We start from the raw sequence: 24763 nt of genomic DNA, 5'->3' as shown, positions 1-24763 counted from the left end.
CTTTTAAAGACTGTTGATCAGGGTGGCGAAAGTTTCCTGAGCCGCCTTGATGATCTGCGACGACGCGGTGTAGTACTGCTGGAACTTGATCAGGTTGCCAGTCTCTTCATCGATCGACACCCCCGACAGGTTGTTGCGGCTTTCCAGCGCCGAGGTGTGCAGCGCGGTGGTGGCGTCGCTGTCCATCTGTGCCTGGCCGGCCTTGCCCCCGACGTTGGACACCAGCTTGGCGTAGGCATCGGTGAAGCTGATGCCCTTGCCGTTGGCGCCGACATCGACGGTGGGCTTGGTCTGCAGGTCGATCACCGACTGGCCGTTGCGGTTGTCCGCCGAGCCTGCGCCGGTCAGCGCGACGGAATAGCTGTCGCCATTCTTCGGTGCGCCGGACACGCTCATTTCGAAGGTGAAGTTGCCACCCAGCGAGTTGCCATTGCCGTCGACCATTGGTACCGACAGTTGCAGCTTGTTTTCCTGGCCCGGGATGATGGTGCCGCTGCCGATCTCGGTACCCTTGGCGTCGTACATTTTGTACGCCTGGGGCGAGGTACCTTCGTCTCCGAACACCAGCTTGACCGGCGTGGAGTATTTCAGGCCGTTCTGCAACTGGGTGCGCTGGGCTGCATCGTAGATGTCCAGCTGCGACGTCAACGTCGGCTGGGTAATCACGCCCGTGCCCTTGTTGCCAGAGCCACTGGTGGCGGTCAGTGGCGAAGCCAGCGCCAGGCGTTTGGGGTCGGTGAGTACGGTATCGATGCTGGCCGCAGCGTTGCGCGTTGGGGTGATCTTGAAGCTGTCACCGGCGCTCAGGCCACCGCCGTTCAACGACAGGGTGAAGCCATCGATCACCGGTGGTGGGTTGTCGGTAAGGTCGAAGCTGCCCATGTCGGTGCCTTCAGGCAGCTTGCGCACGCTGTAGCCGGTGGCGCTGGTGAAGGTCACCTGGTAATCGCTGGTGGACAGCTTGCCGGTGTCCTTGATGGTCACGTCGAGGTTGCCGGAACCGGCGCTGTTGCCGAGCTTGGCGACACTGCGCTCGCTGATGGCCTTGAGGCTGTTGATATCGCCGAACAGTGTGGCGCCGAAGTCACCATTCTTGTCGATACCCTGGGCCAACTGGCTGTTGATCGCGTCGGCTACCACCAGGGCCACGCGGCCCAACTCGTTGAGCGCCGGGTCGAGGGTTTCCTTGCGGTAGCGGATCAACCCACCGAGCTCGCCACCGGTGGCGCTGTTGGTGATGTCCATCTTGGTCGAGCCACGATTGAGGATCAGGCTCATGCGCGTCGGGTCGGTCGCGCTCGGCTCGACACCCAGGGTCTGGGTGGTCTTGCCCAGCACCAGGGCCTGGCCGTTTTTCAGGTAGATATCGTAGTTGCCTTCACGCTCGACCACGTCGGTGCCGATCAGCTTGTTCAACTCGCGCACCGCGCCATCGCGCTGGTCGAGCAGGTCGTTGGGCTGGCCGGTGACGGAGCTGACACGGGAAATCTGGTCATTGAGATCAGCAATGGTCTTGGTCAGGTTGTTTACCTGATCGGTCAGCGACGCCATGTTGCTGTTGATGTTGCTGTTCTGCTGGTTGAGCTGCGACGCCAGCGTGTTGAAGCGCTTGGCCAGAGACTGCGCGCTGGTCAGCAGCAGCTGACGCGAAGCGTCTTCGGTGGGCTTGGCCGCAGCGTCCTGCATGGCGCTGAAGAAGCTCTGCAGGGCGGCGGTGATGCCGGTGTCGCTGCTCGACAGGGCAGTGTCCAGCGGCGAGATCTGGTCCAGGTACGAGGAGGCATCGCTGCTCAGCGAGGTGGTGGTGCGCAGCTGGTTCTCGAGGAACGAGTTGTACACCCGGCGCACATCGGCCAGCGTGGTGCCGGTGCCCATGAAGACCTGGCCGACCTGCTGGCCGCCCTTGGTCTTCTGCACGTTCTGCTGGCGCGAGTAGCTCTCGACGTCGGCGTTGGCGATGTTGTTACCGAGGGTGTACATCCCCGACTGCGCGGCGCCAAGCCCCGACATACCAATGTTGATCAGACTCGCCATGGTTCCATGCCCTTAAAGTTTCGTTGTGGTACCGAGCGCTGCGTATTGCTCGTACGACTTCATCTGTCTTGCGATCTGCGAGATCTTGCTGGCGTAATTCGGGTCGGTGGCGTACCCGGCCTTCTGCAACTCTTGCACGAACTGTTCTGGTCTATCGGCCGACTTCACCGCATCTTGATAGCGGGAATTGTTCTGCAGCAGGCTGACCAGATCGTGGAAGCTGTCCTGGTAGGAATCGTAGGAACGGAACGCCGCCGTTTCCTTGACGAACTGGCCATCGCGGAATTCGCTGGTGATCGCCCGCGCCGAATCGCCTTCCCAGTTGCCGGTGGCCTTGATGCCGAACAGGTTGTGGCTGCTGCTGCCATCGCTGTTGCGCATGACCGACTTGCCCCAGCCGGTTTCCAGCGCGGCCTGGGCCACCAGGTAACGTGGATCGATACCGATGCGCTTGGCGGCCTGCTCGGCCATCGGCAGCATGGTGGCGACGAATTCGTCGCTGTCGGCAAAGGCTTTCTTCGGTGCCAGCGGCGGCTGGGCCACGGCGCGCCCAGTGATACGCAGGCCGTTGTCGGGCACGGCTATGGCCCTTGCCACCTGCTGCCCGTCACGCACTGGCACAGCCAAGGTATTGGTGGTGGCTGCGGTGCCGCCTGCCGACGGCACGATACCGGCCAGCAAACGATCGGTGAGCTTGCTTGGCAACGCCAGGCGCCGCGAATTGAGCGCGGCCACGTCGTTGCGCAGGGCAGACTGGGCCGCATGTACAGGCTCTGCCACCTTGTTGCCCCACAGCGTCGGGGCATTGCCTTCGATGCGCGGGAACGGGCTGGTGTTGGCCGTGGCTGGCTTGTGCTTGGACAACTGGCGCACCAGCACGTCCTGCAGGCCAATACCGCCACCTTCGCGAGACATGCTCACGGCCAGCTGCTGGTCGTACATGTCGCGGTACTGCTTGACCGTCTCGGTGTTCATCGGGTTGTCGTCGGCCAGCACATCGCTGGCCTTGCGCGAGGCCTTGAGCATCTCGCTGATGAACAGTGACTCGAATTCCTGGGCCACCTTGCGCACGTTGGCATCGCTGTCGCGGTCACCGTGCTTGAGCGAGCTCAGGCGATTGAGGTCGGTGTAGGCGCCGCTGTCGGCTGTGCTGGAGACCAGGCTCTTGGAGTTCATCGCCAGCGTCCTCAGATCACGATCAGGTCGGCTTGCAACGCGCCGGCCTGCTTCAGGGCTTCGAGGATGGCCATCAGGTCGCCAGGCGCTGCGCCCACCTGGTTCACCGCACGGACGATCTCATCCAACGTGGTGCCCGGGCCGAACTTGAACATCGGCTTGGCTTCCTGTTCGGCATTGACCCGCGAGCGCGGCACCACGGCGGTCTGGCCATTGGAGAACGGCCCCGGCTGGCTGACGATCGGGTCTTCGGTAATGGTCACGGTGAGGCTGCCGTGGGTTACGGCCGCCGGCGAGACCTTGACGTTCTGGCCAATCACGATGGTGCCGGTACGCGAGTTGATGATGACCTTGGCAACCGCCTGGCCCGGGTCGATCTCGAGGTTTTCCAGGATCGACAGGTAGTCGACGCGCTGGCTCGGGTCCATCGGCGCACTGACCCGCACCGAGCCGCCGTCCACGGCCTGGGCGACACCTGGGCCAAGCAGTTCGTTGACCTTGTCGACGATGCGCTTGGCGGTGGTGAAATCAGGGCGATTGAGGTTCAGGGTCAGGGTGTTGCCCTGGTTGAAGCCACTCGGCACCGCGCGCTCGACCGAAGCACCGCCAGGGATGCGGCCGGCCGACGGTACGTTGACGGTGATCTTCGAACCGTCACGGCCCTCGGCATCGAAACCGCCGACCACCAGGTTGCCCTGGGCGATGGCATAGACGTTGCCATCGATACCCTTGAGGGGGGTCATCAGCAGGCTGCCGCCGCGCAGGCTCTTGGAGTTGCCGATCGAGGACACGGTGATGTCCACCACCTGGCCTGGCTTGGCGAAGGCCGGCAGGTCGGCATGCACCGACACTGCCGCGACGTTCTTCAACTGCACGTTGCCGGAACCTGCCGGCACCTTGATGCCGAACTGCGACAGCATGTTGTTGAAGGTCTGCAGGGTGAACGGCGTCTGGGTGGTCTGGTCACCCGTGCCGTTGAGCCCCACCACCAGGCCGTAACCGATCAACTGGTTGGAACGCACGCCAGAAATGCTGGCGATGTCCTTCAGGCGTTCGGCATGGGCACCGAACGCGCAGGACAGGAGCAAGGTTGCGGCAATCAGCTGCCTAAGGTTGAACATGTTCATCCGTACTCAGAAAGGCCAGAGCGGGCTGATGAAGAAGCGATCGAGCCAACCCGGCTGGCTGGCATCGGCGAACGAGCCGGTGCCCGAATAGGTGATACGTGCATCGGCCACCCGGGTCGATGGCACGGTGTTGTCGGTGGCGATGTCGTCGGCGCGCACCAGGCCGGCGATGCGCACCAGCTCTTCGCCGGTGTTCAGAGTCAGCCATTTCTCGCCGCGCACGGCGATGATGCCGTTGGGCAGCACTTCGGCGACGGTGACGGTGATCGAGCCGGTCAGGGTGTTGCCCTGGGTCGCCTTGCTGTCGCCCTTGGTGGCGCGGTCACCGCTGTAGCCGGCTTCGAGGCTCAGGTCGCCACTGCCGAACGGGTTGTTGGTGTTCGGCGTGGTGCCGAACAGCGAGGTCAGGCCGATGTCTGCCTTGCTGTTCTTCTGAATCTGCGAGCCGGCATTCTTGCTCGCCGAGGTCTTCTCGTTGAGCGTGATGGTAATGATGTCACCGACCCGGAAGGCCTTGCGGTCGGTGTACAGGCTCTGCTCGAACCCGGCCTGGTAAATCGAACCGTTGTTGGCCGCCGCCGGCAATGGGGTGCGCGGCAGAACCGGCGCGTAGTACGGGTCGTTGGGCTTGGGCGTCGGCGCGACGCAACCAGCCAGCAACACCGCCCCCCCCAGGGCGAAGACAGACAACGAACGCTTCATGACTCATTACCTCACGGTGTATCAGGGACTAGGGCTTACAGCTGCTGGGTGACGAACGACAGCATCTGGTCGGCGGTGGAGATGACTTTGGAGTTCATCTCGTAGGCACGCTGGGTGGTGATCATGTTCACCAGCTCTTCGACGGTGCTGACGTTGGAGTTTTCCAGGGTCTGCTGCAGGGTGGTGCCGAAGCCGTTCAGGCCTGGAGTACCAACCTGTGGCGCGCCACTGGCGGCGGTTTCCAGGAACAGGTTCTCGCCAATGGCCTGCAGGCCAGCCGGGTTGATGAAGTCGGCGGTCTGGATGTTGCCGATCACCTGGGCAGCCGGGTTGCCGGCAGTGGTGATCGACACGGTGCCATCCTGGCCCACGGTGAAGGTCTGGGCGTCGTTCGGCACCACGATCGCAGGCTCCAGGGCGAAGCCGTTGGCGGTGACGATCTGGCCGTCGGAGTTCAGGTGGAAGGTACCGTCGCGGGTGTACGAAACGGTGCCGTCCGGCTGCAGTACCTGGAAGAAGCCACGGCCGTTGACCGCCATGTCCAGCGGGTTCTCGGTGGTTTGCAGGCTGCCGGTCTGGAAGTTCTTCTGGGTGCCGACGATGCGCACACCGGTACCGACCTGCAGGCCCGACGGCAGCTCGCTGTCCTGGGTCGACTGGGCACCTGGCTGACGCTTGATCTGGTACAGCAGATCCTGGAACTCGGCGCGGTCACGCTTGAAGCCGGTGGTGGAAACGTTGGCCAGGTTGTTGGAAATGACCGTGAGGTTGGTGTCCTGGGCGGACAGGCCGGTTTTAGCGACCCAAAGAGCCGGAAGCATCAGTATTCTCCTCGTGCGCCTGTTTTACGGCACCCGTTCAAGTGTGGTTAGCCGAGTTGCAAAACACGCGCCATGGCTTCATCGCCTTCCTTGGCCGCGTTCATCATCTTGACGTGCAGTTCGAATTGACGGGACAGCGCCAGTACCGAGGTCATTTCTTCCACGGCGTTGACGTTGCTGCCCTCCAGGAAGCCCGAGACCACACGCACGTTGACGTCGGCAGCCGCAGGCTGGCCGTTGCCGGTGTGGATCAGCCCGTCCAGGCCTTTGGTCAGGCCCTTGGTGTCGGGATTGACCAGCTTGATGCGGTCGACCTCGGCCATCACCCGCGGGTCTTCGCCCATGGAGCGGATGCTGATGGTGCCGTCTTCGCCGACTTCGACCTTCTGCTCAGGCGGAATGGCGATGGGGCCACCGTTGCCGATCACCGGCATGCCGTTGCCGGCGCGCAGCACGCCGAGGGCGTCGATGTTCAAGCTGCCGGTACGCACATAGGCTTCGCTACCGTCGGGAGCCTGCACGGCGATGAAGCCCTGGCCGGCCACGGCCACATCCAGGTCACGCCCGGTCTCGACCATCGGCCCTTCGCTGAAGTCGGTGGCCGGGCGCTCGGTCATCGCAAAGGCTCGCGACGGAAAGCTGTCACCGAACACCGGCATCGAGCGGGCCTGCTCCAGGTCACGCTGGAAGCCGTTGGTGGAAATGTTCGCCAGGTTGTTGGCGTGGGCCTTCTGCGCCAGCGCGTTCTGGCTGGCGCCGGTCATGGCCACGTAAAGCATCTTGTCCACAGTCATCCTCCGCTGCACTGGCGAGCGTTTGCCGCTTGCCGTTGCTGTGCAGGCACTAAAGCAAGTTCCGAACCAACTTTTTGAAAGTGAGAAAAAGCCCGTGAATACGGGCTTTGGCGGGTTTTAGCGGAGGGGCGAACGCCGGTTATCCGGCGCCTGATTGCCGGTGGCGGCAATGGCGGCTGCCTGTGGCGGCCTCATCGCCGGCAAGCCGGCTCCCACAGGTGCGGCGGTGTTGCTCAAGTCAGTGCCGTACCTGTAGGAGCCGGCTTGCCGGCGATGAGGCAGGCACAGCAATCATCGTTCCCGGCAACCGCCGTTGTTGTAAGGACCGGCAAAGCGCTTCCAGCCCTCCCCCGGCGACCACTGCGAACACACCAGGCGCCCATCCACCTGGCTTTCCCAACGCCACCACGGCGCCGTACCTGCCTGCGCCTGGTACAGGCAAAAAGCAGCCAGCAATGCGACAACCAGCCTTTTCATGAATCCTCCGGCAAAAACGACGAACCCCTTCACGACAAAGGGGTTCGTCCTCACACCATCAAGCCGCGACCATCAGGTCATCTGGATGATGGTCTGCATGATGGTGCTTTCGGTGGAGATGGTCTTGGCGTTCGCCTGATAGTTGCTCTGCGCCTTGATCAGCTCGACCAGCTCTTGGGTCAGGTTGACGTTGGAGCCTTCCAGGGCGTTGGACTCGACGCTGCCCAGCGTACCGGTCTTCGGCGCATCGATGCCCGGGATGCCGGAGCTGTAGGTTTCGGTCCAGCGAGTACCGCCAATCTGCTGCAACCCCTGCTCGTTGGCGAAGCCGGCCAGAGCTACTTGGCCGATGGCACGCGACTGCTGGTTGCTGAAGCTGGCGAACAGCACGCCGGTGGAGTCGATGCTCAGGCTCGACAGGATACCGGTGGCATAACCGTCCTGGGACTGCGACATGCGCGCGGTCTCGGTGTTGTAGGAGGTGGTGCTGTTCATCGACAGCTTCATGCCTTCGGCATTGCCGGTGGCGCCGTTGCTTGCCCAGTTGCCAGCGGAGTCTTCCACGGCAGGCACCCAGCCGGTCATGGTGAAGGTGTTGTTGGTTACGGTGAACGACGAACCTGTCGGGTGGCCGGTGTTATCGGCCGCCATGGATTTCACCGAACCATCGCTGTTGAAACTGATGGTGCCGGTCAGCGGAGTGGTCGACGACGGATCGAACGGGTTGCGGCCGTCGACCAGGGTGTACATGGTCCACTCGTTGGTGTCGGTCTTACGGTAGAACTGCTCCAGGGTGTGCTCGTTACCCTGGCTGTCATACACCTTGGTCGGGAACGACTTGGTGTAGGTGGTTTCGTCGGAGGGGTCGAATACCTTGTTGGGTACCAGTACCGGCGGCGTGCTGTCGTCATAGACCTGCAGCGGAATGTCGGTAGCCGAGGAGTTCAGGTTGATGCCCTGGTCGATCAGGGTGGTGGCCTTGGGCTTGAGGGCCGAAGTGTCGATCTTCAGATCGGTCAGCACACCCTTCTGGATCTTGCCATTGGAGTCGGCCGCATAGCCCTGCAGGCGCAGGCCGTCCGAGGTCACCACGAAGTTGTTCTTGTCAGCCTGGAAGGCGCCGGCACGGGTGTAAACCCGCGCGCCGTTGTCGGAGAGCACGAAGAAGCCCTGGCCCTGGATGCCCATGTCCAGCACGTTGCCGGTGGTGTTGACGTCACCCTGGGTGAACTGCTGCGAAATGGCTGCCAGGCGTACACCGGCGCCCACCTGGTTCTTGCCCACACCCAGGCGGTTGGCGCCAGCGTAGACGTCGGCGAACTCGGCGCGCGACGATTTGAAGCCGGTGGTGTTGACGTTGGCGATGTTGTTGCCGGTAACGTCCAGTTGCTTGTTGGCTGCGTACAGACCGCTAAGGCCGATATTGAAAGACATGAATTCGCTCCTTGTGCCGCGTTAGCGGGCCTTAGATACCGATGGTTTGTACGTCGGAGAGGGAAACCTTGCCGACACCCGCGAGGTTCAGCACCATCTCGCCGGTGGCGTTGAAGCTGACACTGGTCACCTTGGCTGGCAGCAGGGTGTTCATCTGCACGGCCTGGCCGTCGACGGTGGTGCTGGCGCTGAAGGTGTAGGTGCCTGGGTCGACCTTCTCGCCGCTGGCATTGGTGCCGTCCCAGATGAAGTCGGCATAACCGGCTTTCTGCTCACCCAGCTCGATGGTCTTGACGGTGTTGCCGTCCTTGTCCTTGATGGTGATCTTCGCTTCGCTGATCGCCTGCGGCACAACGAACTGGCCGTTGAAGCTATCGGCAGTATCGACCACTGCCTTGTCGTTCTGTACCACCACCGAGCGCCCCACCAGCGAAGAGGCCTGCAGGGCCTGGGACGAGGCCATGGCATTGGTGATGCTGGTGACCGAGTCGTTCAGGTTGGTGATGCCTTCGAGGCTGCTGAACTGCGCGAGCTGGGCGACGAACTCGCTGTTGTCCTGCGGATCGAGCGGGTTCTGGTGCTGCATCTGGGTCACCAGAAGCTGCAGGAACGCGTCCTTGCCGAGCGCGTCGGAACCGGTCTTGGACGTGGTATCGACGGTTTTCTTGGTGGTGCCACCGACGCCCGATGCCGTCAGGACATCGTTGAGGTTCACACCGCTGGTGCTATCGACTGCCATGGTCTGGATTCCTTATCACTGACCCAGGGTCAGGACTTTCTGCATCATGTTCTTGGCGGTGTTCATCAGCTCGGCGTTGGTCTGGAACGCGCGGCTGGCGGAGATCATGTCGGCCATCTCCTCGACCACGTTGACGTTCGGGTAATAGACGTAGCCGTCCTTGTTCGCCGCCGGGTGATTAGGCTCGTAACGTGCTTCGAGGTTGCTTTGGTCTTCGACGATGCCTTTGACCTGCACACCCTGCCCCGCCTCGCCCTGGTCCTCGAACAGCGACTGGCTGCCGCCGGCCTGGGCATTCTGGAAGGTTGTGGCGAACACCGGGTGACGCGCGCGGTAGGTCTGATCGATGCTCGACGACACGGTCTCGGCGTTGGCGATGTTGGAAGCGACGGTGTTGAGGCGGGTGTTCTGCGCGCTCATGCCGCTGCCGGCAATGTTGAAAACACTGGAAAGGGACATGGTCATTCTCCGCGCAGGGCCGATACCAGCCCTTTGAATTTACTGTTGAGCAAGGTGAAGCTGGCCTGGAAGCCGATGGCGTTTTCGGTGTAGTTCGATTGCTCGATCTGCGCATCCACGGTGTTCTGGTCGATCGACGGCTGCGTCGGCGTGCGGTACTGCAGGCTCTCGTCGTTCATCGCCAGGCCTTCGGCCTCGATGTGGCGGCTGTTGGTGCGCTCCATGGCGAAACGGCCGCTCTGCTGCTTCTGGCTCTCGGCGGCGAGCACCGAGGAGAAGTCCATGTCACGCGCCTTGTAGTTCGGCGTGTCGGCGTTGGCGATGTTGTTGGCCAGCACCTCGGCACGCTGGGCGCGGAAGCCCAGGGCTTTTTCGTGGATACCAAGTGCCTTGTCGAAACTGATGCTCATGTCGGGGAAACCTTCGAAGGTTGACCGGAATGTCGTTGCCGAAGATAGAGCAAGAGCTGTGCCAAGGTTTTAAAAGCCCGTGAATGCTGGGCTTTGGAGACTGCAGGGGAAATGTCGATGCCAGAAAAGCGGCAAAGTGCTTCCGCTTGGACATGGGAAAGCGGCAATTGCCGGGTGGCATAAGCGGCAAAGCAAAAAATTGACGGCAGTTGCGGTGCATGTCTTGGGTTGAGTGGCGTGGTGCATATCGAGTGCCGCCACTCTGATTAACGATCTTCAGCCCTTTTTTGGTGAAATTTAGGAAATTTCCCACAAGCTTCACGGAAATTTCCTCGGTCGATATGTGGTGTGATTTCCCCCTGTACGCGATGTCAGGGAGACACCTCATGTATCTGGATTACCTCGTGCCGTCATGGCTCGAGATCGAATCACGCATCATTGACGCAATGGGCTATCAAGGAGGCGCCCATTTTCTCGATCACCTCAACCAGACCGCCCCCTCGCTGTCCCTCAACCTGAATCGGGTCAAGGCGGTTCGCTCGGCCCTCAACCAGGCCGAGTGGCAAGCCAGCGTCATGCTGCGCCAACGCTTTGCCGAGCTTGAGATCGCCAGCATCGTCGATGACCTGCTGAGAGTGGTGAGGGACATGGCGATGATCGTCGTCGCCAGCACCCTCACCGGCGGCGCCATCGGCGCCGGGTTCGGGGCGTTTACCGGCGGTGCGGGGGTAATTCCCTTCGGCTTCGGCCGGACTCATTACCTGTGATAGCTCTTCCTGAATCCAGGCCACTGTATGCAAAGGCATGCTACCGGGCTTGCGCTTCGAAGGCTCCTTGTCTTTGCCGGCAGGCCGATTCGACTGCTGAGGCTGCACTTCATCCATCGCGCCCTTGTGCCGCTCCGGCACCTGCAGATCCGGCCGTTTCTTCAACCCCTCCTCATGCTTGAGCATCCACTGCCCCAGTCGCGCGCCCTTGCTGCTGGCCGCCATTTCCTGCGCCAGCACCCGGGCATCGCCGCGTCCGCGGGTGAGGTACGAGACGATCGCCCCCAACAGCAGCACCACCACTTCCACATGCCCCAAGGCAATGTGATGAGCAGCACGGGAGACCGTATCCGGGTGGTCCTGGCTGAACGGGTCGAGGCCATCGCTGCGCGTGCCTTACCAGGCGATGTGCATGCCGTCGAGGTAGTACTCGCCGATGCGCGGCAGGTCTTCGACGAAGAACTCGGCGATGGAGGCAAGCCCCAGCACGCCGAGGATCCAGCCGCTGAGCGAATGGCCCCAGATGACCATTCAGCCCTCATGAACGTAAAACTGCACAAATGTTGACTTAAGGTAGAATCTCGATGGACGAAGCATTCTCCATATTTACTGAATCAATGGGACAACCTGCATACCGACAGGAAGTTCCACCGTCAAGTCTAGAACGTTACAAAAATAGACTACCAAATCAATTGCTTGAATACTGGGCAGAACATGGCTGGTGTGGGTATGCTGACGGACTATTTTGGACTGTTAACCCGCAGGATTACGAAGGAGTGACGGCCTCATGGCTTGAGGGCACTGCACTTGCCGCTAGAGACACATACCATTTAATTGCAAGAAGCGCCTTTGGCGACCTTTATTTTTTTGGAGAGCAAACCGGGTTTTCACTGAAAATCATTGGTTACTTGTCATGCTACGTAGGAAAAGACAGAAAAATTGTCAACATGGATCGGCACGTACAAAATTTCTTTGCGATGCGCGATCGAGAAACTGATGACTTCGACGATATGTTTGAGCCTTTAAAGAAAAGACTCGGCATAGTGAAGCACGATGAAATGTATGCTTTTGTTCCCGCCTTGTCGCTTGGTGGAACAGCCAGCCTTGATCATGTCGAAAAGGTAAAAGCTCAAGAACACCTCGTTTTCCTATCCCAGATTGCGCCCCTTGAGCCGTATAATTTCTCGGATTTTTAACCAAAGAATACTCCAAAATCACTAAGGCATAATTAGTCCGGGGGCTGCAATGCAGCCCTTGGCGAATAACGACTGAGCTTTCCCCGTGACAACGGACGCCAAGAGGCGAAATATGGACGAGGCTTTTTCAATTTTCCTAGAAGAATTCGGTTCGCCAATCGAGAGCAGGGAAGTTCCACCATCGAGCATTCAGCGCTATCAAGGCATACTCCCAAATCAGCTACTGACGTATTGGCGCGAGCACGGGTGGTGCGGCTATGGCGAGGGAATCTTCTGGATGGTCAATCCCCAAGACTATGACGGCGTTGTTGAATCCTGGCTTGAAAGCACCAAATTCGCGAACTCAGACAAGTACCATGTCATTGCGAGAAGCGCCTTTGGAGACCTTTACCTCTGGGGAGAAACCTCAGGTGCCTCGCTCAAAATCACCAGCATTCTTTCACGCTACAGCGTTCACCAATCTATTTACACCGGAGATAGAATGGATGCAGGCGTCAGGGCGTTCATGGTATCTAAAAGGGTTGACACCAATGACTATGGCGACCTTTTCAAACCGGCCAAGAAAAAACTCGCCCCCCTTCATCCAGATGAAATGTACGGATTCACCCCCGCCATCATGCTCGGCGGAGCGGACAAACTCGAGAACTTAGAAAAGGTAAAAATTGTGGAGCATTTAATATTTCTCTCACAACTCACCACACTTAACCCCTTCGACCTTCCCGAGCTTTGAATGTCTTACCGATCAAATCGAGCCGAGGGCTGCACTGCAGCCCCTCGCGTCATTAAAAAACCCTACTTGGCCTGGTAGATGATCCCCGGGCTGCACTGCACCATCTGGTAATGGTCCGGCAACCCATTGAGCGCCTCGGACGCCCCCAGGAACAGATACCCGCCTGGCTTCAGGGTACTGTGAATCCGCAACAGAATGTCCTTCTTCACCTGCGCCGAGAAATAGATCAGCACATTGCGGCAGAACACGATGTCGAACTTGCCCAGCGCCGCATAGCTGTCGAGCAGGTTGAACGAGCGGAACTCGACCCGGCTGCGGATCGCCGGCTTCACCGCCCAACGCCCCGGCGCCTTGGTGTCGAAGTAGCGCTGCAGGCGCTCCTGGGACAAGCCGCGGGCAATCGCCAGGCTGTCGTATTCGCCGGTCTTGCAGTTGTTCAGCATCGAGCCCGACAGGTCGGTGGCGACGATCTGCGCGCCCATCTTCAGCTGGCCCAGGTTGCTGCGCTCGAACTCGTCGATGGCCATGGAAATGGAATACGGTTCCTGACCCGACGAGCACGCCGCCGACCACATGCGCAGGCGCTGGCCGGGGTTGTTCCTGATGAACTCGGGGATGACCTTGTTCTTCAGCACTTCGAACGGGTAGGTATCGCGAAACCACAGGGTTTCGTTGGTGGTCATGGCGTCGACCACCAGCTCGCGCAGGCCGCCACGCGGCTGGGCCTGGATGCGCTGGACCAGCTCGCCCAGGCTCTTGATGCCCTGTTGCTCCATCAGCTTGTTGAGACGGCTGGAAACCAGGTACTGCTTATTCTCCCCCAGCAGGATGCCACAGGCTTTCTCCAGGAAGACCCGGAACTGTTCGAACTCCAAATTACCCGTAGACACTACTGCCGCCTCTTTCCAATCACTGGTGCCGGGAGCCTGTCCCGGCTGCTTCAATGCGCTGCCTTGATCCGGTCGACCACGCGCTGGGCCAGGTCGTCCGGCTTGAACTTGGCCAGGAAGTCATCGGCACCGACCTTCTTGACCATCGCCTGGTTGAATACCCCGGACAGGGAAGTATGCAGGCAGATGTGCAATTTTTGCATACGCGGGTCGCTGCGGATCTCCGCAGTCAGCGTGTAGCCGTCCATTTCTGGCATTTCAATGTCCGAGATCATCATCAGGAACTCTTCTTCCGGCCGCTTGCCCTCGTCCACCAGCTTGCGCAGGTAGTCCAGGGCCTGACGGCCGTCGTTGAGCGCCACCACTTCCACACCCACGGTCTGCAGGCAGCGACTGACCTGCTTGCGCGCCACCGATGAATCGTCGACGGTCAGCACCCGCAACAGCACGGCCTTGTCCTGCACCTCGGCGTCGACCACACCGGCAGATACCTGTTCGGAGGAGGGCGCCACCTCGGCCAGCACCTTTTCCACGTCGATGATCTCGACCATGCGGTTGTCCACTCGGGTGACCGCGGTCAGGTAGTGGTCGCGGCCAGTGCCCTTGGGTGGCGGATGAATCTCTTCCCAGTTCATGTTGACGATGCGTTCGACTGAATGCACCAGAAAGCCCTGGGTCTTGGTGTTGTACTCGGTGATGATCACGAAACTGTTGCGCGTTTCTTCCTTCAACCCGGGCAGGCCGGTGGCCATCGACAGGTCGAGGATCGGGATGGTCGCCCCGCGGATGTTGGCCACACCGCGCACCACCGGGTGCGACTTGGGCAGCAAGGTCAGCTCAGGGCACTGCAGCACCTCGCGAACCTTGAATACGTTGATGCCGTAGAGCTGCTCGCCATTGAGACGGAAAAGCAGCAACTCCAGGCGATTCTGCCCCACCAGCTGAGTGCGCTGGTTGACTGAATCCATTACCCCCGCCATGCCTGACTCCTTTTGGTTTCTGCTTTTTTAGTAGCGACTCAGACAGCGAGTCGGCACGGGCTTTGCTTTTTTGAGCGCCATGTACATGAAAACGACAATTTTCCGACGATTGACACACCTGCTGAGCAGCTCGCTCGCCGCGCTGTGCCTGCTGGCACCCGGCGCTCGCACGCTGGCGGATGCGGTTACCTTGCCTGAACAGCTTATCGGTGTCACCCAAGGGTTTCTTGAATTCGCCGTCGAGGATTATCTGGCCACCACCCAGACCGCGGGGCGCTATGAAATCCAGGTCAGCCCGCTGGATCCGCGCCTGCGCATGCCACTGTGCAGCCAGCAGCTCGACGCATCGCTGGAAAGCCCGGCGCAACCGCTGGGCCGCGTGACGGTGCGCGTGCGCTGCGATGGCAGCGCGCCATGGACCCTCTTCATACCGGCCACTGTGAAGCTGTTCCGCGACGTGGTGGTGGTCACTCGCCCGCTCAAGCGCGACAACGTGATCGGCGAAGCTGACGTGGCCCTGCGCGAGCGCGATGTAGGCACCCTGACACAAGGCTTTCTCAGCGACCTTGACCAGGCCGTGGGCATGAAGATGCTGCGCTCAACGGTGATTGACCAGGTACTCACCCCGCAACATCTTGAACAGGCCGAGGTGGTGCGCAAGGGCGATCATGTGGTGATTACCGCGCGCAGCGGCAGCCTCAGCGTGCGCATGCCCGGCGAAGCCTTGAGCAAGGGCGGCCAGGGTGAACAGATTCGCGTGCGCAACCTCAATTCACAACGGGTGGTCAAGGCCCGGGTGACCGGACCCGGCCAGGTCGAGGTGGCGATGTAGATTAGGCTGGCGGTGCGCTGGCGCTTTTCCTAAACTGTGGCACAAACGGGTTCATGGGCTTGCCGATAGGCGGCTATGCATTTGTGCCTAAAGTTTCTTTCGGGTTGGCCGAAAACAAGGCAAGCGTCCAAATACCCAGAGGTTTCTGATCATGGTCATCGACTTCAGTCGTTTGAATAACTCTCCGTCCGTTACGGGCGGCGTTCGCGGCACTGCCGCACCGGGTGCCGCCGACAAGGCCGGCGAACCGGCTGCAGCGCCGGCAAGCACCAGCGCCAGCGGAGAAGCGGTACACCTCAGCCAAGAGGCCCAGCAGTTGCAGAAGATCAGCGACAAGCTGCGCGACCAGCCCGTTGTCGACAACGCCCGCGTGGCGCAGTTGAAGCAGGCGATCGCCGACGGCAGCTACCAGGTCGATGCCGGCCGGGTCGCCAGCAAACTGCTCGATTTCGAAGCCCAGCGCTGACCGTTTGGCGCGCTGACTTCACGGACGCTTTAAAAGCCAAGAGTTAGCCATGCACGACATCACTTTGCTGCAACTGATCGAAGACGACATCGCCCCGACCGAGGAACTGCTCGACCTCCTGCAAAGAGAGGCGGTAGCCCTTCACACTCGGGACCTGGCGCCGCTAGAGGGCATCCTGGCCCGCAAGCAGTCGCTGATCGTCCTGCTCGAGCAGCAAGGCCTGCGCCGCAACAACCTGCTCGCCAGCCTCGGCCTGAGCGCCGACCGCGCCGGGGTGCAGGCGGTGGCCGCGCAGTCGGACAACGGCGAAGTGATCATGCAACAGCTCAACGTGCTGACCCAGCTGATGGATGCCTGCCAGAAGGTGAACGAGACCAACGGCCGGATCATCCAGGTACAACAGCACGTCACGGCCAATCAGATCAGGATCCTCATGGGCGGCGATTCTCCGTCGCTCTACGACAGCCGTGGCGCCACCTCGCCACTGGCCAAGCCCCGGGCACTCAGCCAAGTGTGATTATTTGTATCAAGGCACGGAACATACTGGCAAAATGCCGTTACTTGCGTGTGCCGTTTTTGCCTGGAGATTGATAACCCGTGTTCAATGAAACCGATGCTCCGCAGCCGCCAAAGGTGCTGAACACTCCTCTGGAGATCGCCGCCAACCTGCGCCAGCTTCTGGAGAGCCATGATCCTCTGATCATCACCTTCCACGAGCGCAGCCAGCGGTTCCAGAGCTACGTGGTGCACGTGGACCGCGAGAGCAACACCCTGGCGCTGGACGAAATGATCCCGCGCGATGGCGAGAAATTCATAGAGAACGGCGAACCGTTCCGTGTCGAAGGCTTCCACGACGGTGTGCGCATCGCCTGGGAATGCAACCACGAACTCAGGATTACCGAAGTCGACGGCCACCGCTCTTACCGCGGCGCCCTGCCGGAAGAAGTGACCTATCACCAACGCCGCAATGCCTTCCGCGCCGCACTGAAGTTGTCGCAACTGGTCGACATCATCCTCGACGGCACCCACCTCAAGGGCAACGGTGCCCTGCGTGGCAAGCTGCTGGACATCTCTGCCACCGGATGCAAGCTGCGCTTCGATGGCAATGTCGAAGACCGTCTGCAACTGGGCCAGGTGTACGAGCGCTTCAAGGCTGGCAACCCACTGGGCCTGGTGGACACCATGGTCGAGCTGCGTCACCTGCATTACGAAGAGCGCATCAACACCACCTTCGCCGGTGTGCGCTTCCACAACCTCAGCGGCCAGGCGCAGCGCAAGATCGAAAGCTTCGTGTACCAACTGCAGCGTGAAGCGCGGCGGTTCGACAAAGACGATTATTGATCGGCAGCCGAGTGAAAAAAAACGCCACCCATTGGGTGGCGTTTTTTTGTGTCCTTGCTGGCCCTATCGCCGGCAAGCCGGCTCCCACAAAGCCCGTGGCATACCTGTGGGAGCCGGCTTGCCGGCGATAGGGCCTGCGGGCAGCCTAGCTCCTGTTCACCTCGACCGACTCGGCAGCTTCTGCGCCCCCTGCCGGCTCGGCCTTCTCTTCCACTTCGGTATCCTCAGCCGCCACCGGCGCCTGCATCACGTCCTGCACGGTCTGCTCATCCACCCGCGGGTCGAGCGCAGCCGACAATGGCGAACCTGCCGCCGGCATCGCCACGTGCCCCAGCGGCGCGTCCTGCACCTGGTGCAGCCCGGTAACCGCCTTCGGCCGAATGCGCCACACCAGCACCAGGGCGAAGAACACGAAGAAGGCATAGAGCATCTGCGCGCCCAGCACCTTCATCAGCACCCCTGCCGCCAGCGGCCCAATACATGCGCCTACGCCATAGGTAACCAGCAGCATGGCGGTCAGCGACACCCGCCGCTCGCTTTCCACGTGGTCATTGGAAAACGCCACCGCCAGCGGATACAGGCAGAACTGCAGCAAGGAGATCAGGAAACCGACACCGAACAGCAACTCCAGCGGCACGCTGGGCATGATCGCCAGGGGCGCCGAGGCCAGCGCCAGCCCCACCGCCACGCTGCGGATCAGCAACGCACGGTCGTAGCGATCGGACAACCAGCCCAACGGCCACTGCACCACCAGACCGGCGAAAATGCAGCAACCCATGAACAGACCGATCTGCTCGGTGGACAACCCCTGGCTGGAGGCGTACAGCGGCGCCAGGCCGTAGAACGAGCCGACGATCAGCCCCGAACCCAACACCGTGCTGAGCGACTGCGGCACCCGCTTGATGAAGAACTTCGGCTCCATCGGCGCCGGACGCAGCGGCGCCGGGTGGATACGGCGAGTCATCGCCACTGGCACCAGGCACAGCGCGAAGCACATGGCGACCAGCATCAGCAGTTCGGGGCCGAGCTGCGGATGCACCACCAGGATCAACTGGCCCAGCACCAACCCCAGGTAGGAGGCGATCATGTAGCCACTGAACACCGCGCCGCGGTGCTTGGCGTCGGCCTGCTCGTTCAGCCAGCTCTCGATGACCATGTACTGGCACATCATTCCCAGGCCGACGATCATCCGCAACCCGACCCAGGCCGGCAGCCAATTGGTCAGGCCATGGCCGAGCACGGCCGCGCCGACAATACCGGCGCAAGTGGCATAGGCGCGGATGTGCCCGACACGCCCGATGAGGCGATGGCCGACCTTGCCGCCCACGGCCAGGCCAAAGTAGTTGGCCGCCATCAGCGCACCGACCCACAGGCTGTCGACATGGTCGGCCGCCAGGCGCAGTGCCAGGTAGGTACTGAGCAGGCCCGAGCCGATCAGCATCATCAAGGCAGCGAAATACAGCGACTGAAAGGGCTTCCAGATGTTTCGCATACGTCCCCTCGGGCTCCCTGGTCAGGTGGCGTTGGCTTGCTCGCAAGCATAAAAGCAAATGCGCTGCGGCGCAGGCCCCCGACAACGAAATACTTGGCCTGCGGCGCGTCCAGTCGTACTGGTGTCGCGTTCAGGCCTGTGCCGCCAAAACCCGCCGCTCCCACGGTGTGATCTCGTCGAAGAAGTCGGTCAGCTCCAGTGTCTTGCTGGCAACGTAGCCTTCGATGAACTCGCTGCCGAACAGTTCCCGCGCCAGGTTGCTGCGCTTGAGGCGCTCCAGCGCGGCATGCAGCGTGCACGGCAGACTCAATGCCTCCGGCACCTCGAACTCACCCTGTATCGCCGGTGTCGGCTGCAAGCGCTGCTCGATGCCGTGCAGGCCGGCGGCCAGGCTGGCGGCAATGGCCAGATAGGGGTTGGCGTCGGCGCCGGGCAAGCGGTTCTCCACACGCCGCGCCACCGGCGCGCTGGCCGGAATGCGCAGCCCGGCGGCACGGTTGTCGTGCGACCAGCAAGCGTTGTTGGGCGAGGCGTACGGATGGCAAAGGCGCTGGTACGAATTGACGTTCGGGGCGAACAGCGCGGTAAATTCGGCCATGCAGGCCTGCTGGCCACCGATGAAATGGTGGAAGGTATCGGTCGGCTGCCCTTGGTCATCGCTGAACACATTCCGCCCGCCAGTGATGTCGACCAGGCTCTGGTGAATGTGCATGGAGCTGCCAGGGGTGTGCGCCAGCGGCTTGGCCATGCACACCACGATCAGGCCGTGCTTGAGCGCCACTTCCTTGAGCAGGTGCTTGAACAGGAAGGTCTGGTCGGCCAGCAGCAACGGGTCGCCGTGCAGCAGGTTGATCTCGAACTGGCTGACGCCCATCTCGTGCATGAAGGTATCGCGCGGCAGGCCGAGCGCCGCCATGCACCGGTACACGTCCTGGAAGAACGGGCGCAGGCCGTTGTTGGAACTGACGCTGAACGCCGAGTGGCCGAGCTCGCGGCGCCCGTCCTTGCCCACTGGCGGCTGGAACGGCTGCTGCGGGTCGCTGTTGGCGGCGAAGACGAAGAACTCCAGTTCGGTGGCCACCACCGGCGCCAGGCCCAGTGCTGCGTAGCGGGCAATCACGGCCTTGAGCTGGCCGCGGGTGGACAACGCCGACGACCTGCCATCCAGCTCGTTGGCATCGCAGATGGCCAGGGCCAAGCCCTCCTCGCTCCACGGCAGGCGGTGGATCTGCGTGGGTTCGGCCACCAGCGCCAGGTCGCCATCGTCGCTGCCGTAGAAGCGTGCCGGCGGGTAGCCGCCCATGATGCATTGCAGCAACACGCCGCGCGCCATCTGCAGGCGGCGGCCTTCGATGAAGCCTTCGGCGGTCATCACCTTGCCACGGGGGACACCGTTGAGGTCAGGGGTGATGCATTCGATCTGGTCGATGCCCTGCAGGTGCTCGGCTAGTGAGCGTTGGGCGGCGGTGGTCATGACGCTTGTCCTTGTTGTTATAGGCTGGGAACAACATAGGCTGGGGGTGTTTAAAATATCAAGCGCCCTGCGCTGGCCCTATCGCCGGCAAGCCGGCTCCTACAGGGACCGGGGACACCACAGATCCAGTGTGGGAGGCGGCTAGCCGGCGATGAGGCCGGTCCTGCCACCCGCTATTCCCGCAAGGTCATGCCGTTCGAAGGCAACGGCAGCGCCGTCTTGTACCGCACCTGCTTCAAGGCAAAACTCGAACGGATGTTCGCCACCCCCGGCAACCGCGTCAGGTAATCGAGAAACCGCTCCAGCGCCTGGATGCTCGGCAACAGCACCCGCAGCAGGTAGTCCGGGTCTCCCGTCATCAGGTAGCACTCCATCACCTCGGGCCGCTCGGCAATCTCTTCCTCGAAGCGGTGCAGCGCCTGCTCCACCTGCTTCTCCAGGCTGACATGAATGAACACGTTCACATCCAGCCCCAACACCTCCGGCGACAGCAAGGTCACCTGCTGGCGAATCACCCCCAGCTCCTCCATGGCCTTGACCCGGTTGAAGCAGGGCGTGGGCGACAGGTTCACCGAACGCGCCAGCTCCGCATTGGTGATGCGGGCGTTGTCCTGCAGGCTGTTGAGAATGCCGATATCGGTACGATCGAGTTTGCGCATGAGACAAATTCACCGGTTTTTTGTGTTTATTCAGAATGTTTATCCTCGGCGCACCGTAAAGGCAATCAACTTGAGAGAAAAATTCTCTCGGGCTGTCACTACTATGTAACTGACGCTGACCTACCAGTCACAAGCCGGTACTCAGCGGCGGCCGCTTCAGAGCTCACAAAAACAAAACCCGAGCGAGCGTAAAAAGCATGAACGAGTACGCCCCCCTGCGTTTGCATGTGCCCGAGCCTACCGGCCGGCCAGGCTGCCAGACCGATTTCTCCTACCTGCGTCTGAACGATGCGGGTCAAGTCCGTAAACCACCGATCGATGTCGACGCTGCCGACACCGCCGACCTGTCTTCCAGCCTGGTCCGCGTGCTCGACGAGCAGGGCAATGCACTGGGCCCCTGGGCCGAAGACATTGACCCGCAGATCCTGCGCCAAGGCATGCGCGCCATGCTCAAGACGCGCATCTTCGACAGCCGCATGGTGGTTGCCCAGCGCCAGAAGAAAATGTCCTTCTACATGCAGAGCCTGGGCGAAGAAGCCATCGGCAGCGCCCAGGCCCTGGCGCTCAACCGCACCGACATGTGCTTCCCCACCTACCGCCAGCAGAGCATCCTGATGGCCCGCGACGTGTCGCTGGTGGAGATGATCTGCCAACTGCTGTCCAACGAGCGCGACCCGCTCAAGGGCCGCCAGCTGCCGATCATGTACTCGGTGCGCGAAGCCGGCTTCTTCACCATCAGTGGCAACCTGGCCACCCAGTTCGTGCAGGCAGTCGGCTGGGCCATGGCCTCGGCGATCAAGGGCGATACCAAGATCGCCTCGGCCTGGATCGGCGACGGCGCCACCGCCGAATCCGACTTCCACACCGCGCTGACCTTCGCCCACGTGTACCGTGCGCCGGTGATCCTCAACGTGGTCAACAACCAGTGGGCGATCTCCACCTTCCAGGCCATCGCCGGCGGTGAATCGACCACCTTCGCCGGGCGTGGCGTGGGTTGCGGCATCGCTTCCCTGCGTGTCGACGGCAACGATTTCGTCGCCGTCTACGCTGCCTCGCGCTGGGCCGCCGAACGCGCCCGCCGCGGCCTGGGCCCGTGCCTGATCGAATGGGTCACCTACCGCGCCGGCCCGCACTCGACCTCGGACGATCCGTCCAAGTACCGCCCCGCCGATGACTGGAGCCACTTCCCGCTAGGCGACCCAATCGCCCGCCTGAAGCAGCACCTGATCAACATCGGCCAGTGGTCCGAGGAAGAACACCAGGCCGTCACCGCCGAATTCGAAGCTGCGGTCATCGCTGCGCAGAAGGAAGCCGAACAGTACGGCACCCTGGCCAACGGCCACATCCCGAGCGCGGCCTCGATGTTCGAGGACGTGTACAAGGACATGCCCGACCACCTGCGCCGTCAGCGCCAGGAACTGGGGGTTTGAGATGAACGACCATAACAACAGCATCAAACCGGAAACCGCCATGGCCACCACCACCATGACCATGATCCAGGCCCTGCGCTCGGCCATGGATGTCATGCTCGAGCGCGACGACGACGTGGTGGTCTACGGCCAGGACGTCGGCTACTTCGGCGGCGTGTTCCGCTGCACCGAAGGCCTGCAGAACAAATACGGCAAGTCGCGCGTGTTCGACGCACCGATCTCCGAGAGCGGCATCGTCGGCACGGCGGTGGGCATGGGCGCCTACGGCCTGCGGCCGGTGGTGGAAATCCAGTTCGCCGACTACTTCTACCCGGCCTCCGACCAGATCGTCTCGGAGATGGCGCGCCTGCGCTACCGTTCGGCCGGCGAGTTCATTTCTCCGCTGACCTTGCGCATGCCCTGCGGCGGCGGCATCTACGGCGGCCAAACCCACAGCCAGAGCCCCGAAGCGATGTTCACCCAAGTGTGCGGCCTGCGCACGGTAATGCCGTCCAACCCGTATGACGCCAAGGGCCTGCTGATCGCTTCGATCGAATGCGACGACCCGGTGATCTTCCTGGAGCCCAAGCGCCTGTACAACGGCCCGTTCGACGGCCACCACGATCGCCCGGTGACGCCATGGTCCAAGCACCCGCAAAGCGCCGTGCCGGACGGCTACTACAGCGTGCCGCTGGACAAGGCGGCAATCACCCGCCCAGGTAACGATGTCACCGTGCTGACCTACGGCACCACGGTTTACGTGGCCCAGGTGGCCGCCGAGGAAACCGGTGTCGACGCCGAAGTCATCGACCTGCGCAGCCTATGGCCGCTGGACCTGGAAACCATCGTCGCGTCGGTGAAGAAGACCGGCCGCTGCGTGGTGGTGCATGAAGCCACGCGCACCTGCGGCTTCGGTGCCGAACTGGTGTCGCTGGTGCAGGAACATTGCTTCCATCACCTCGAAGCGCCGATCGAGCGCGTCACCGGCTGGGACACTCCTTACCCGCATGCACAGGAGTGGGCGTATTTCCCAGGCCCTTCGCGGGTAGGTGCGGCATTGAAACGGGTCATGGAGGTCTGAATGGGCACGCACGTCATCAAGATGCCGGACATTGGCGAAGGCATCGCGCAGGTCGAATTGGTGGAATGGTTCGTCAAGGTCGGCGATGTGATCGCCGAGGACCAGGTGGTGGCCGATGTCATGACCGACAAGGCCACGGTGGAAATCCCCTCGCCGGTCAGCGGCAAGGTGCTGGCCCTGGGTGGCCAGCCAGGTGAAGTGATGGCGGTCGGCAGCGAGCTGATTCGCATCGAAGTGGAAGGCAGCGGCAACCACGTGGATGTGCCGCAGGCCAAGCCAGTGGAGCCGCAGGCCGCGCCGGTCGCTGCCAGACAGGAACCGCGCCCTGAAGCGCAACCGGTGGCCAGTCAGCCGGCTGCGGCTTACAGCGCCGCACCGATCGTAGCGCGTCAGGCCGACGAAAAACCCCTGGCCTCCCCCGCCGTGCGCAAGCGCGCGCTGGATGCCGGTATCGAACTGCGCTACGTACATGGCAGCGGCCCGGCCGGGCGCATCCTGCACGAAGACCTCGATGCCTTCATGAGCAAACCGCAGAGCACTGCCGGCCAGGCACCGAACGGCTATGCCAAGCGAACCGACAGCGAGCAGGTGCAAGTGATCGGCCTGCGCCGCAAGATTGCCCAGCGCATGCAGGACGCCAAACGCCGCGTCGCGCACTTCAGCTATGTCGAGGAAATCGACGTCACCGCCCTGGAAGCCCTGCGCCAGCAGCTCAACAGTAAGCACGGCGACAGCCGCGGCAAGCTGACCCTGCTGCCGTTCCTGGTGCGCGCTCTGGTCGTGGCCCTGCGCGACTTCCCACAGATCAACGCCACCTACGACGACGAAGCCCAGGTCATCACCCGCCACGGTGCGGTGCATGTGGGCATCGCCACCCAAGGTGACAACGGCCTGATGGTACCGGTGTTGCGCCATGCCGAAGCCGGCAGCCTGTGGGGCAACGCCAGCGAGATTTCCCGCCTGGCCCACGCCGCACGCAACAACAAGGCCAGCCGCGAAGAATTGTCCGGGTCGACCATCACCCTGACCAGCCTCGGCGCGTTGGGCGGCATCGTCAGCACGCCGGTGGTCAACACCCCGGAAGTGGCGATCGTCGGCGTCAACCGCATGGTCGAGCGGCCGATGGTGATCGATGGCCAGATCGTGATTCGCAAGATGATGAACCTGTCCAGCTCGTTCGACCACCGGGTGGTCGATGGCATGGATGCCGCGCTGTTCATCCAGGCCGTGCGCGGCCTGCTTGAACAACCCGCCTGCCTGTTCGTGGAGTGAG

The 24763-nt window shown here is 61.9% G+C and carries 26 protein-coding genes and 1 pseudogene; 10 read left to right on the top strand and 17 right to left on the bottom strand.

Annotation, left to right across the window (positions count from 1 at the left end):
• Positions 1-3: 3 nt before the first annotated feature.
• The 11 genes from flgK to flgB all read right to left on the bottom strand — a co-directional run bounded on the left by flgK (position 4) and on the right by flgB (position 10173).
• The gene (gene flgK / locus KU43P_RS07760; protein ID WP_317662035.1) at positions 4-2034 is read right to left on the bottom strand and encodes a flagellar hook-associated protein FlgK; all 2031 of its coding nucleotides are present in this window, start codon (positions 2032-2034) and stop codon (positions 4-6) included.
• 12 nt (positions 2035-2046) lie between these two features.
• Positions 2047-3210, bottom strand: coding sequence for a flagellar assembly peptidoglycan hydrolase FlgJ (gene flgJ / locus KU43P_RS07755; RefSeq protein ID WP_317662034.1), 1164 nt, complete (start codon positions 3208-3210; stop codon positions 2047-2049).
• A gap of 11 nt (positions 3211-3221) precedes the next feature.
• A complete protein-coding gene (locus KU43P_RS07750; RefSeq protein WP_317662033.1) occupies positions 3222-4331 on the bottom strand; it encodes a flagellar basal body P-ring protein FlgI in 1110 nt (369 codons plus the stop codon).
• A gap of 12 nt (positions 4332-4343) precedes the next feature.
• Positions 4344-5039 (bottom strand): flagellar basal body L-ring protein FlgH, encoded by a 696-nt coding sequence (gene flgH, locus KU43P_RS07745; protein WP_317662031.1) that lies wholly within the window; start codon positions 5037-5039, stop codon positions 4344-4346.
• A 35-nt stretch (positions 5040-5074) separates the two neighbouring features.
• A complete protein-coding gene (gene flgG, locus KU43P_RS07740) occupies positions 5075-5860 on the bottom strand; it encodes a flagellar basal-body rod protein FlgG (protein WP_054900084.1) in 786 nt (261 codons plus the stop codon).
• Positions 5861-5907: 47 nt separating this feature from the next.
• Positions 5908-6648: a flagellar basal-body rod protein FlgF gene (flgF, locus tag KU43P_RS07735; protein WP_317662022.1), complete on the bottom strand. Its 741-nt coding sequence runs from the start codon at positions 6646-6648 to the stop codon at positions 5908-5910.
• Between the two features lie 297 nt (positions 6649-6945).
• Positions 6946-7131 carry a hypothetical protein gene (locus tag KU43P_RS07730; protein ID WP_317662020.1) on the bottom strand — a complete coding sequence of 62 codons (186 nt, stop codon included), beginning with the start codon at positions 7129-7131 and terminating at the stop codon, positions 6946-6948.
• 72 nt (positions 7132-7203) lie between these two features.
• Entirely contained in the window at positions 7204-8565 is a 1362-nt protein-coding gene (gene flgE / locus KU43P_RS07725) for a flagellar hook protein FlgE (RefSeq protein ID WP_317662018.1), read from the bottom strand.
• Between the two features lie 31 nt (positions 8566-8596).
• Positions 8597-9304 carry a flagellar hook assembly protein FlgD gene (flgD, locus tag KU43P_RS07720; RefSeq protein WP_317662016.1) on the bottom strand — a complete coding sequence of 236 codons (708 nt, stop codon included), beginning with the start codon at positions 9302-9304 and terminating at the stop codon, positions 8597-8599.
• Positions 9305-9319: 15 nt separating this feature from the next.
• On the bottom strand, positions 9320-9763 hold the full coding sequence (flgC, locus tag KU43P_RS07715; protein ID WP_176515806.1) for a flagellar basal body rod protein FlgC: 444 nt from the start codon (positions 9761-9763) through the stop codon (positions 9320-9322).
• A 2-nt stretch (positions 9764-9765) separates the two neighbouring features.
• Positions 9766-10173 carry a flagellar basal body rod protein FlgB gene (gene flgB, locus KU43P_RS07710; RefSeq protein ID WP_317662014.1) on the bottom strand — a complete coding sequence of 136 codons (408 nt, stop codon included), beginning with the start codon at positions 10171-10173 and terminating at the stop codon, positions 9766-9768.
• 341 nt (positions 10174-10514) lie between these two features.
• Here flgB and KU43P_RS07705 point away from each other — a divergent pair, with 341 nt between their 5' ends.
• Positions 10515-10940 (top strand): DUF6861 domain-containing protein, encoded by a 426-nt coding sequence (locus KU43P_RS07705; protein ID WP_411567250.1) that lies wholly within the window; start codon positions 10515-10517, stop codon positions 10938-10940.
• Here KU43P_RS07705 and KU43P_RS07700 read toward each other — a convergent pair.
• Positions 10896-11459: pseudogene (locus KU43P_RS07700) on the bottom strand (DUF6861 domain-containing protein); the annotation flags it as partial. The gene KU43P_RS07705 and the pseudogene KU43P_RS07700 sit on opposite strands and share 45 nt — an antisense overlap.
• Before the next feature lie 65 nt (positions 11460-11524).
• Here KU43P_RS07700 and KU43P_RS07695 point away from each other — a divergent pair.
• Both KU43P_RS07695 and KU43P_RS07690 read left to right on the top strand, forming a co-directional pair.
• Positions 11525-12136 carry a GAD-like domain-containing protein gene (locus KU43P_RS07695; RefSeq protein ID WP_317662012.1) on the top strand — a complete coding sequence of 204 codons (612 nt, stop codon included), beginning with the start codon at positions 11525-11527 and terminating at the stop codon, positions 12134-12136.
• A 112-nt stretch (positions 12137-12248) separates the two neighbouring features.
• Positions 12249-12866 carry a GAD-like domain-containing protein gene (locus tag KU43P_RS07690; RefSeq protein ID WP_317662010.1) on the top strand — a complete coding sequence of 206 codons (618 nt, stop codon included), beginning with the start codon at positions 12249-12251 and terminating at the stop codon, positions 12864-12866.
• Between the two features lie 62 nt (positions 12867-12928).
• Here KU43P_RS07690 and cheR read toward each other — a convergent pair whose 3' ends face one another.
• On the bottom strand, positions 12929-13756 hold the full coding sequence (gene cheR / locus KU43P_RS07685) for a protein-glutamate O-methyltransferase CheR (protein ID WP_317662008.1): 828 nt from the start codon (positions 13754-13756) through the stop codon (positions 12929-12931).
• A 50-nt stretch (positions 13757-13806) separates the two neighbouring features.
• A complete protein-coding gene (locus KU43P_RS07680) occupies positions 13807-14736 on the bottom strand; it encodes a chemotaxis protein CheV (protein ID WP_317662007.1) in 930 nt (309 codons plus the stop codon).
• Between the two features lie 79 nt (positions 14737-14815).
• Between KU43P_RS07680 and flgA the strand changes: the two genes are divergently transcribed.
• The 4 genes from flgA to KU43P_RS07660 all read left to right on the top strand — a co-directional run bounded on the left by flgA (position 14816) and on the right by KU43P_RS07660 (position 17375).
• Positions 14816-15568: a flagellar basal body P-ring formation chaperone FlgA gene (gene flgA, locus KU43P_RS07675; protein WP_317662005.1), complete on the top strand. Its 753-nt coding sequence runs from the start codon at positions 14816-14818 to the stop codon at positions 15566-15568.
• A 151-nt stretch (positions 15569-15719) separates the two neighbouring features.
• Entirely contained in the window at positions 15720-16034 is a 315-nt protein-coding gene (gene flgM, locus KU43P_RS07670; protein ID WP_317662003.1) for a flagellar biosynthesis anti-sigma factor FlgM, read from the top strand.
• A gap of 49 nt (positions 16035-16083) precedes the next feature.
• Positions 16084-16551, top strand: coding sequence for a flagella synthesis protein FlgN (locus KU43P_RS07665; RefSeq protein ID WP_317662002.1), 468 nt, complete (start codon positions 16084-16086; stop codon positions 16549-16551).
• Positions 16552-16631: 80 nt separating this feature from the next.
• Positions 16632-17375 (top strand): flagellar brake protein, encoded by a 744-nt coding sequence (locus KU43P_RS07660; protein ID WP_317662000.1) that lies wholly within the window; start codon positions 16632-16634, stop codon positions 17373-17375.
• A 145-nt stretch (positions 17376-17520) separates the two neighbouring features.
• Here KU43P_RS07660 and KU43P_RS07655 read toward each other — a convergent pair whose 3' ends face one another.
• The 3 genes from KU43P_RS07655 to bkdR all read right to left on the bottom strand — a co-directional run bounded on the left by KU43P_RS07655 (position 17521) and on the right by bkdR (position 21000).
• The gene (locus KU43P_RS07655; protein ID WP_317661998.1) at positions 17521-18867 is read right to left on the bottom strand and encodes an MFS transporter; all 1347 of its coding nucleotides are present in this window, start codon (positions 18865-18867) and stop codon (positions 17521-17523) included.
• A gap of 130 nt (positions 18868-18997) precedes the next feature.
• Entirely contained in the window at positions 18998-20239 is a 1242-nt protein-coding gene (locus tag KU43P_RS07650) for a glutamine synthetase family protein (RefSeq protein WP_317663763.1), read from the bottom strand.
• A gap of 275 nt (positions 20240-20514) precedes the next feature.
• Positions 20515-21000: a Bkd operon transcriptional regulator BkdR gene (gene bkdR / locus KU43P_RS07645; RefSeq protein ID WP_012315571.1), complete on the bottom strand. Its 486-nt coding sequence runs from the start codon at positions 20998-21000 to the stop codon at positions 20515-20517.
• 197 nt (positions 21001-21197) lie between these two features.
• Here bkdR and KU43P_RS07640 point away from each other — a divergent pair, with 197 nt between their 5' ends.
• Genes KU43P_RS07640 through KU43P_RS07630 form a run of 3 tightly spaced genes read left to right on the top strand, consistent with a single transcriptional unit; the run spans position 21198 to position 24762 of the window.
• Positions 21198-22430, top strand: a complete 1233-nt coding sequence (locus KU43P_RS07640; RefSeq protein WP_317661995.1) for a 3-methyl-2-oxobutanoate dehydrogenase (2-methylpropanoyl-transferring) subunit alpha — start codon at positions 21198-21200, stop codon at positions 22428-22430.
• 1 nt (position 22431) lies between these two features.
• Positions 22432-23490 carry an alpha-ketoacid dehydrogenase subunit beta gene (locus tag KU43P_RS07635; RefSeq protein WP_317661993.1) on the top strand — a complete coding sequence of 353 codons (1059 nt, stop codon included), beginning with the start codon at positions 22432-22434 and terminating at the stop codon, positions 23488-23490.
• On the top strand, positions 23491-24762 hold the full coding sequence (locus tag KU43P_RS07630) for a dihydrolipoamide acetyltransferase family protein (RefSeq protein ID WP_317661992.1): 1272 nt from the start codon (positions 23491-23493) through the stop codon (positions 24760-24762).
• Position 24763 lies beyond the last annotated feature (1 nt).

The organism is Pseudomonas sp. KU43P (genome assembly GCF_033095865.1).
GTDB lineage: Bacteria > Pseudomonadota > Gammaproteobacteria > Pseudomonadales > Pseudomonadaceae > Aquipseudomonas.
The sequence above is the reverse complement of the archived record's forward strand: the minus strand, read 5'-3'. Positions and strand labels throughout refer to the sequence as shown.